At 71.9% G+C, this 8,342-nt stretch carries 10 protein-coding genes; 6 read left to right on the forward strand and 4 right to left on the reverse strand.

Translation table 11 applies throughout. The annotated features are described in order from the left end of the window. On the reverse strand, positions 1-782 hold a 782-nt coding region (locus B4M60_RS06790), incomplete at its 3' end, for an adenosine deaminase family protein (RefSeq protein WP_291081509.1). Next, positions 779-2,248 (reverse strand): alanine/glycine:cation symporter family protein, encoded by a 1,470-nt coding sequence (locus tag B4M60_RS06795; protein WP_291081510.1) that lies wholly within the window; start codon positions 2,246-2,248, stop codon positions 779-781. The genes B4M60_RS06795 and B4M60_RS06790, both read right to left, overlap by 4 nt. Before the next feature lie 55 nt (positions 2,249-2,303). On the opposite strand from B4M60_RS06795, the gene B4M60_RS06800 reads away from it, so the two are divergent. Next, on the forward strand, positions 2,304-3,194 hold the full coding sequence (locus B4M60_RS06800) for a patatin-like phospholipase family protein (RefSeq protein ID WP_291081511.1): 891 nt from the start codon (positions 2,304-2,306) through the stop codon (positions 3,192-3,194). Between the two features lie 40 nt (positions 3,195-3,234). Here B4M60_RS06800 and B4M60_RS06805 read toward each other — a convergent pair whose 3' ends face one another. Next, positions 3,235-3,381 carry a hypothetical protein gene (locus B4M60_RS06805; protein WP_291081512.1) on the reverse strand — a complete coding sequence of 49 codons (147 nt, stop codon included), beginning with the start codon at positions 3,379-3,381 and terminating at the stop codon, positions 3,235-3,237. Between the two features lie 231 nt (positions 3,382-3,612). Between B4M60_RS06805 and B4M60_RS06810 the strand changes: the two genes are divergently transcribed. From B4M60_RS06810 to B4M60_RS06825, 4 genes are all read left to right on the forward strand, one after another. Then, positions 3,613-3,789: a hypothetical protein gene (locus B4M60_RS06810; protein WP_291081513.1), complete on the forward strand. Its 177-nt coding sequence runs from the start codon at positions 3,613-3,615 to the stop codon at positions 3,787-3,789. 119 nt (positions 3,790-3,908) lie between these two features. Next, entirely contained in the window at positions 3,909-5,603 is a 1,695-nt protein-coding gene (locus B4M60_RS06815) for a nitrite/sulfite reductase (protein ID WP_291081514.1), read from the forward strand. Then, positions 5,600-6,382 carry a phosphoadenylyl-sulfate reductase gene (locus B4M60_RS06820; RefSeq protein ID WP_291081515.1) on the forward strand — a complete coding sequence of 261 codons (783 nt, stop codon included), beginning with the start codon at positions 5,600-5,602 and terminating at the stop codon, positions 6,380-6,382. Before B4M60_RS06815 ends, B4M60_RS06820 begins: the two co-directional genes overlap by 4 nt. Further along, positions 6,379-7,236, forward strand: a complete 858-nt coding sequence (locus B4M60_RS06825; protein ID WP_291081516.1) for an NAD(P)-dependent oxidoreductase — start codon at positions 6,379-6,381, stop codon at positions 7,234-7,236. Before B4M60_RS06820 ends, B4M60_RS06825 begins: the two co-directional genes overlap by 4 nt. A 1-nt stretch (position 7,237) precedes the next feature. Here B4M60_RS06825 and B4M60_RS06830 read toward each other — a convergent pair whose 3' ends face one another. Further along, positions 7,238-7,981: a lysophospholipid acyltransferase family protein gene (locus B4M60_RS06830; RefSeq protein WP_291081517.1), complete on the reverse strand. Its 744-nt coding sequence runs from the start codon at positions 7,979-7,981 to the stop codon at positions 7,238-7,240. Between the two features lie 103 nt (positions 7,982-8,084). Here B4M60_RS06830 and B4M60_RS06835 point away from each other — a divergent pair. Continuing rightward, positions 8,085-8,342, forward strand: a 258-nt coding sequence (locus B4M60_RS06835; protein WP_414646755.1) for a sirohydrochlorin chelatase, incomplete at its 3' end; no start/stop codon positions are given.

Below are 8,342 nucleotides of genomic sequence, written 5' to 3' on the forward strand. Positions count from 1 at the left end.
GGGTGGTCCTCGAGCGCCGGGACCACGCCCAGCACCACGTTGGAGGTGGGGCAGACGTCCAGGCAGATCCCGCGCTCGGCGAGCAGCTCCACCACCCGCGGGTCCTCCACGGCGCGGACGCCGTGCTGGATGCGGTCCACGCCCAGTTCGATGGCGGACCGCACCTCCTCCGGGCCGGCCAGCTCGCCGGCGTGGGGCACCACCCCGAGTCCGGCGTCGCGGGCGATCCCGAACGCCTCCGCTGCCGCGGCGACCGGGCTGCCCCGCTCGTCGGCCACCAGGCCCACCGCCACCACGCCGCGGTCGGCGAAGCGCGCGGCCAGACGGGCGGCGGCGAGCGCGTGCTCGGGGCCGGCGCCGCGGTCGATGCTCACTATGGCCCCGGTCCACACCCCGTGACGTCGCCCGGCCGCGACGGCGGCCGGGAGGATGAACTCCAGCGCGGCCTCGGCGGAGTCGAAGGCGGCCGCCTTCTCGGGGATGGAGGCGTACTCCAGCGCCACGACGCCCTGCGCGGCGGCGTCGGCCACGACCTCGTCGAGCAGCCGCTCGACCCGCTCCGGGGTGCGCAGCAGCCCGATGAGCAGTCCGTACGCGTCGAGGAACGCGGTGAAGTCCGCGTACTCCACGAGCGGGGGCACCTCAATGCGGTCCTCCGCGCAGAACTCCCGCAGCGTCGACTCGCGCATCGCCGCCTCGAGGTGCACGTGGAGGTGCGCCTTGGGCAGCCCGGCGTAGCGGCCGGCCGGGTCGGGACGTCCGGTGGTCGCCCGCGCGCTCACGCCTTCGGTTCGACGTCGCGGGCCTGGTTGGCCACGTGCTGGAGGGTCATCGGATCGGAACCGTCCCAACATGAGACGTTCCTGGCCCGGGGCAGGTCGTCCCGGTGGAAGACCGGGTTGTGGCCCTTGGCCTTCTGCTGCAGATAGTGCTGCAGAAGGGCCACCGCGAGACCGCCGAGCGGGATGATCGCGATGAGGTTGATGGTGGCCATGACGCCCATGAACAGGTCGGCCAGGTTCCAGATGAGGTCGACCGAGCCCAGGCTCCCGCCCAGGACCGCGAGGATCACGAGGAGCCGGAACGTCAGGAGCGACGCGGGGTTCCCGCGCAGGAAGGTGATGTTGGCCTCGCCGTAGTACGAGTTGCCCAGGATGGAGGAGAACGCGAGGAAGAAGATCACCACCGTGAGGAAGGGCACGCCCCAGTCGCCGACCGAGGCCGCCAGCGAGTTCTGGGTGAGGGTGATGCCCTCGCGATCACCGCCGAACTCCGGGTTGGCGAGCAGGATGATGAACGCGGTGGCCGAACACACGACGATCGTGTCGAAGTAGACCCCGAGGGCCTGGACCAGGCCCTGCTTGACGGGGTGGGAGACGGACGCGGTGGCGGCGGCGTTGGGGACCGAGCCCATGCCGGCCTCGTTGGAGAACAGCCCGCGGCGCATGCCCTGCATGATGGCCGCTCCGACGGCGGCCCCCGCCACCTCGCGGAAGCCGAGCGCGTGGCCGACGATGAGGGAGATCATCCCCGGGACCTCGGAGATGTTCAGCGCCACCACCACGAGGGCGACGATGATGTACGCCACCGCCATCACGGGGACGATGATCTCGGTGACCGCCGACAGGCGACGGATGCCACCGAAGATCACGACCCCCACGACGAGGGCGAGCACGAGTCCGATGATCAGGCCGGGAGCGAAGCCCTCGAGCGAGAACTGGTTGCGGACGGACTGGGCGATGGAGTTGGCCTGGACCGCGTTGAACACGAACCCGTAGGTGACCGTGATGATGACGGCGAACAGCACGGCCACCGGCTTCCAGCCCAACCCGTCACGGATGTAGTAGGCGGGCCCGCCCACGTAGGAGTCCCTGCCCTTGACCTTGTAGAGCTGCGCGAGCGTGGACTCGATGAAGGCGGTGGCGCCGCCGATGATCGCCAGCAACCACATCCAGAACACCGCGCCCGGCCCGCCGACGGTGATCGCGATGGCCACGCCCGCGACGTTGCCCGTGCCCACGCGGGACGCCGCCGAGATGGTGAACGCCCGGAAGGCGGAGATGCCCTTCTTGTCCTCCTCGATATCCGAGGGCTTCTCGACGATCGTCTTGAGCATCTCCGGGAACATCCTGATCTGGACGATCAGGGTGGTGACGGAGAAGTAGAGACCGGCGCCCACGAGTAGCGCGATGACCCCATACCAGTAGACGTCGTTGACGGAGACGATGAAATCGGTGACGGCGCTCACACTGTGACCGTAGCGGACGGGCGGGCCCGACGCCGGGCGACCTACCCTTGGAGGCGTGAACGATTTCGCGCCCACCGCCCCCGACGTCGCCCTGCTCTTCGAGGGCGGAGGGATGCGCGCGGTGCACACGGCCGGCGTGGTGGAGACCCTGATCGACGCGGGGATCCACACCGGACTGGCGGCGGGGATCTCCGCCGGCGCCTCCCACCTCGCCAACTACGTCTCGCGCGACAGCGTCCGGGCCCGCAAGAGCTTCGTCGAACTCGCGGCGGACCCCAACTTCGGTGACTGGCGCAGCTTCGCCCGCGGGAAGGGATTGTTCAACGCGGAGTACATCTACGAACAGACCGGGCTCCCCGACCAGGTGCTGCCGTACGACTTCCAGACCTACGCCGCGAGTGGCACGCAGGCCAGGATCGGGACGTTCCGGTGCTCGGACGGCGCCACGGTCTACTGGACCGAGGAGGACTCCTCGACGATGTCCGATCTGATGCGGATGGTGAGGTCGTCGTCGACGATGCCGGTGTGGATGCCGCCGGTGCTGATCGACGGCGAGTACTACGTGGACGGGGCCCTGGGGCGTGACGGCGGGATCCCGCTGTCGGCGGCCCGGGACGCCGGATACGAGAGGTTTCTGGTGGTGCTGACGCAGCCCCGGGGGTATCGGAAGATCCCCCCGCGGCGCCTCACGCCGTTCTACCGCTCCTATTTCCGGCGGTTCCCGGCGGTGGGGGAGGCCCTGCAGCACCGCTGGGCCCTCTACAACGAGACCCTCGACGAGATCGAGGCCCTGGAGGAGTCGGGGGATGCGGTGGTGTTCCGTCCGGAGCGGGTGATGATCCGCAGCTACGAGCGCCGGGTGGACCGCCTGGCCGAGGCCTATGTGCTGGGCAGGGAGCAGGCGCGGCGGGAGGTCGACACCTGGCTCGACTTCTGCGGGATGTGAGATGCCCCGGTGGCGAACCACCGGGGCATCCGACCGGCTGTCAGGAGCCGAAGAGCTCCGCGCCCCCGCCGAGGGTCTTGAGGATGTAGGCCGGCAGGCCGAGCAGGCCGTCGACGGCCGCCGAGCCGACGTTCGGGACGAGGTCGGCGGAGCCGGCGGAGAGGCCGTACCAGAAGTCAGAGATCATGGTGAGTCCTTTCGTGTCGGGGCCCGTCGGAGTGGGCCACACCCCGAACGCTAAGGCTCCCACCGGAAGTGCGCCACCTCCCGAACGCGTCCGAGCGGGTCGCTCAGGGAACCGTGAGCCTCATGCGCAGGAGGGTTCCGTCTCGGTGAGGAAACGCCTAAACCCGTGTCGGAGCGTCTGCAGGCCCAACCGGTGGGTCCACCACAACCGCTCCAAGAGGAGTCAGTAGTTATGGGTAGCATCGCGGAACTCGCCGGCTCGTCGATGGAAGCGGCCGGCAGCCTGGTCCAGGACACGGGGTCGACGATCGTCGACACGCTCAGTTTCCTCCCGTTCCATGTCGTCCAGGTGGTCTGGCAGCTCGTGTTCGGGGTCGCCGGGGATCTGGGCTCGTCGATGCCGGTCTGAGTCGCCCGGACGAACCGCCAACGGCCGCCTCCCCCTCCGGGGAGGCGGCCGTCGGCGTCGGTCCGGGCGAGACCGCCCCTGTTAGACAGACCGGTCTGTTCTGACCTATTCTCGCCAGCATGACCGATATCGCAGCCGCCCCTCGTCCCGCCCGTCCCGCGCGCGCGGCCAAGCCGCAGGGGCAGTGGAAGATCGACGGCAAGCTCGCGCTGAACCACAACGAGGAGTTCAAGCTCTCCGACGACGCGCTCAACGTGCGCCAGCGGATCCTCGACACCTACTCCAAGGAGGGGTTCGCCTCCATCCCGCCCGACGACCTCTCGGGCCGGATGCGCTGGTGGGGCCTGTACACCCAGCGCAAGCAGGGGTTGGACGGCTCGCGGACCTCCAAGCTCGAGGCCGACGAGTTGCAGGACGAGTACTTCATGATGCGCGTGCGCACCGACGGCGGGGCGGTCACCACCGACCAGCTCCGCGTCCTCGCCGGCATCTCGACCGACTTCGCCCGGGGGACCGCGGACATCTCCGACCGGCAGAACATCCAGTACCACTGGATCGCGATCGAGGACGTGCCCGAGGTCTGGCGTCGTCTCGAGGAGTCGGGGATCGACACGGTGGAGGCCTGCGGCGACTGTCCCCGGGTGATCCTCGGCAGCCCGGTGGCCGGCGTGGCCCGGTCGGAGATCCTCGACCCGACCCCGGTGATCGAGGAGATCAAGGCCAAATACATCGGCACGCCGGAGTTCTCCAACCTGCCGCGCAAGTTCAAGTCCGCCATCACCGGGCACCCCAGCCTGGACGTGGTGCACGAGATCAACGACATCTCGCTGGTCGGCGTCGAGCACCCCGAGCTCGGCCCGGGCTACGACCTCTGGGTGGGCGGCGGCCTGTCCACCAACCCGCAGTTGGCCACCCGCATTGGCGTGTTCGTCCGCCAGTCCGAGGCCTCCGAGGTGTGGGCCGCGGTCATCGGCATCTTCCGCGACTACGGCTACCGCCGGATGCGGACCCGCGCGCGGCTCAAGTTCCTCATCAAGGACTGGGGCGCGGAGAAGTTCCGCCAGGTCCTCCAGGACGAGTACCTGGGCCGGGAGCTCCCGGACGGCCCCGCGCCCGAGCGGGGCGTGGGGTCGGCCGATCACGTGGGCGTCTACGAGCAGAAGGACGGCCGCTACTACGTGGGAGCCGCGCCGACCGTGGGTCGCGTGGGCGGCGAGAAGCTGGCGCGGGTCGCCGACCTGGCGGAGGCCGCGGGCTCCCGCCGGGTCCGGTTCACCCCGCACCAGAAGCTCATCGTCCTGGACGTGGAGCCGGGGAAGGTCGACCAGCTGGTCGACGGGCTGGCCGCGATCGGGCTGCACGCCCGGCCCAGCTCGTTCCGCCGCGCCACCATGGCGTGCACCGGCATCGAGTTCTGCAAGCTCGCGTTTGTGGACACCAAGGACACCGCCACCGCGCTGATCGGCGAGCTCGAGCGGCGCTTCGCCGACGACGCCCCGCTGCGCACGCCGCTGTCCATCCACCTCAACGGCTGCCCCAACAGCTGTGCCCGCATCCAGACCGCGGACATCGGCCTCAAGGGTCAGCTGCTCGACGGCGACACCCCGGGCTTCCAGGTCCACCTGGGCGGCGGGCTGGCCTCGCAGGACCAGGAGTCCGGCGGCCTGGGACGCACGGTCCGCGGGCTGCGCGTGCCGTCCACCGAGCTCCCCGACTACGTGGAGCGGGTGATCCGCACGTACGTGGAGACCGGTGAGAACGGCGAGACCTTTGCCGAGTGGGCGCACAGGGTGGACGAGGAGGTCCTGGTATGACCGCGGTCGGACTGGAACTCCTGCCCCGCAGCACGGTCCTCACCCCCGGACCAGGCCGGCGCCGGACCGCCGAGGAGCTCGAGGCGATCGCCCACGACGCGGCCCGCCGCTTCGACGACCGCGGCCTCTACGGCCACCACGGGGAGATCGACCCCGGCGAGGTCCTGGCCTGGGCCGGGGAGACCTTCGGGGACTCCCTGGCAGTGGCCTGCTCCATGGCCAACACGGTGGTCCCGGAGATGACCGCGCGGTACGCCCCCGGCGTGGACGTGCTGTTCCTCGACACCGGCTACCACTTCTCCGAGACGGTCGGCGTCCGCGACGCGCTCGCGTCGACGCCCGGGCTCACCGTGGTGGACGTGGGCAGCCCGGCCAGCCGCTCCCAGCACGAGGCCGCGCTCGGCCCGCGCCCGTTCGAGACCGACCCCGAGCTCTGCTGCCGACTGCGCAAGGTGGAGCCGCTCGACGCCGCGCTCTCCGGGTACGAGGCGTGGATCACCGGCCTGCGCCGGGTCGACACCGACCACCGCGCCGGCGCCGCGATCGTCGAGTGGGACGCCAAGCACTCCATGATCAAGATCAACCCGCTGGTGGCCTGGACCCTGGACCGGGTCCACGCGTACGCCGCCGAGCACGGCTGCCTGCTCAACCCGCTGCTGGACGACGGCTTCCCGTCGATCGGCTGCGAGCCGTGCACCCGGCGCGTGGAGGCCGGGGCGGATCCGCGCTCCGGTCGCTGGGCGGGGTCGTCCAAGACCGAGTGCGGCATCCACCTGTGACAGCCGCCCTCGCCGCCCCGACGCTGGACGGCCTCCCGCTGACCGTGGGCCTGGCCGGCCGCGAGGTGCTGGTCGTGGGCGCCGGGCCCGTCTCGGCCCGCCGGGCGGGGACCTTCCTCGACGCCGGCGCCACGGTCCGGGTGGTGGCCCCCCGTGTCGACCCGGCGATGGCCGACCTCGCCGCGCGGGCGGGTGACCGGCTCGTCGTCGTCGCCCGGCACTTCACCCCCGCCGACCTGGACACGCCCTGGATGGTGCACGTCGCCACCGGCGACCCCGTCGTGGACACCCGGGTGGCCGCGCTGTGCGAGCAGCGCCGGATCTGGTGCGTGACCGCCGGCGACGCCGCGCTCGGATCGGCCCGGGTCCCCGCGCGCACGGCGGTCGCGACGCCGGCCGGGCTCGTGCGCATCGCCGTGGACTCCGGCGATCCACGCCGCTCCGTGCGGGTCGGCCGGCACGTCGCGCGCTCCCTGGCCACCGCGCCCGCGGGCCTGCGCGCGCGGCGCCGCCCGGATGCCGGCTGGGTGGCCCTGGTGGGCGGCCGCGGCGACGACGGCGACCTCCTCACCGTGCGAGCCCGGCGCCTCGTCCACGCCGCGGACGTGCTGGTGGTGGACGGCGCGCCCGATCCGGGGCTCCTGGCCGAGCTCGACGACGACGTCGAGGTGCTCGAGGTCGGGACGGACCTGCCCGCCGATCGGGTCGTGCGCCTGGTGGCCGCCCGGTTCGCCTCCGGTCACGGCGTGGTGCGGATCGCCGGGGCGGCGGATCTGGCCGCCGAGTCCCGTCACCTCGACGGCGTGGGGGTGCGCTTCGAGGTGATCCCCGGCGTGATCGAGGGCGGCGCCTGACTCACCCCCAGGCCCGGGTGAGGGCCTCGCCGATCCCGTCGCGGACCGCGCGCCGGACCTCGTCGATGGACGGCGCCGCCCCGGGCCCCTCCCACAGGATGGGCGGGCCGGCGGCCACCGCCGGGTGACGCGGCGGCGTCCTGGCGTGCTCCCGCCCGTGGTAGACGATGCCCACCGGCAGGACCGCCACCCGTCCGCCCTTCTCGCGGACCCCGCGGACCATCTGGCCCACGCCCTTCTTCACCGACTCGAGCCGGAGCGTGCGCAGGTCGTCCGCCGAGGAGTTGGTGCCCTCCACGAACGTCAGCACCACGCCCCCGGAGAGCAGCCGGTCCACGCACACGCCGATGAGCCGGGCCGCCGCCGCGTCGTGCACCTCGCGGGCCGTGCCCTCGTAGTTCTTGGCCCGGAACACCGGGACCGTCCCCGTGTACTCGAACACCGGGCGGAGCGGGCCGCGGAAGAGGGGGTCCTTGGTCAGGCCGGTGCCGCCGGCGAGGAACCGCACCCGCTTGTCGAACACCCCCGAGGAGAGCACGAACGGGTCGTGCTTGGACGGATGGTTGGCGGCCACGATGATGCCCACCCCGGCGTCGTGGAGGCGGTGCAGCTCGGCCACGGTCTGTGGATCGATCCTCAGCTCGGGGGCGTACAGCGCGCCGACAAACGCGAGCAGGGGGTGGGTGAACCCGTCGCGGCGGCGGCCCGGCCCGTAGAAGTCGTAGACGGCCTCGTAGTTGCTCACGGTCACCTCTGGCCGCGCCGGACCCCGCCTGCCGCCTGCGTTCATCCCCCCAGTCTCGCCGAGCGGCGGCGGTGATGCACCCGGATTGCGGCATGCTCGGGGCATGACGACGAGCGGGACCGCGGCGAGCTCCGCGACCACCGGGCCGACGGGGCGGCGGCCCCGCCTCCTCCTGGTGGCGCACGGGACCAGGTCCTCCGCGGGCCGCCGGGAGCTCGGGCGGCTCCTGCTGGAGGTGCGCAAGCGGCTCGACGGGGTGGTGTGCCGGCTCGCCTGGGTGGACGTGCAGTCTCCGGGCCCGGACCGGATCCTCGCCGACGGTGCGCCGACCGTCGTGGTCCCCGCCTTCCTCGCCCGCGGG

The sequence above is a fragment of the Dietzia sp. UBA5065 genome (genome assembly GCA_002415925.1).
Classification (GTDB): Bacteria; Actinomycetota; Actinomycetes; order Mycobacteriales; family Mycobacteriaceae; genus Dietzia.

Bases quoted from the DNA above. Each gene is read 5' to 3' on its own strand.
- B4M60_RS06820 (WP_291081515.1), top strand. From the start codon at position 5,600: ATGACCGCGGTCGGACTGGAACTCCTGCCCCGCAGCACGGTCCTCACC.
- B4M60_RS06805 (WP_291081512.1), bottom strand. From the start codon at position 3,381: ATGATCTCTGACTTCTGGTACGGCCTCTCCGCCGGCTCCGCCGACCTC.
- B4M60_RS06810 (WP_291081513.1), top strand. From the start codon at position 3,613: ATGGGTAGCATCGCGGAACTCGCCGGCTCGTCGATGGAAGCGGCCGGC.
- B4M60_RS06815 (WP_291081514.1), top strand. From the start codon at position 3,909: ATGACCGATATCGCAGCCGCCCCTCGTCCCGCCCGTCCCGCGCGCGCG.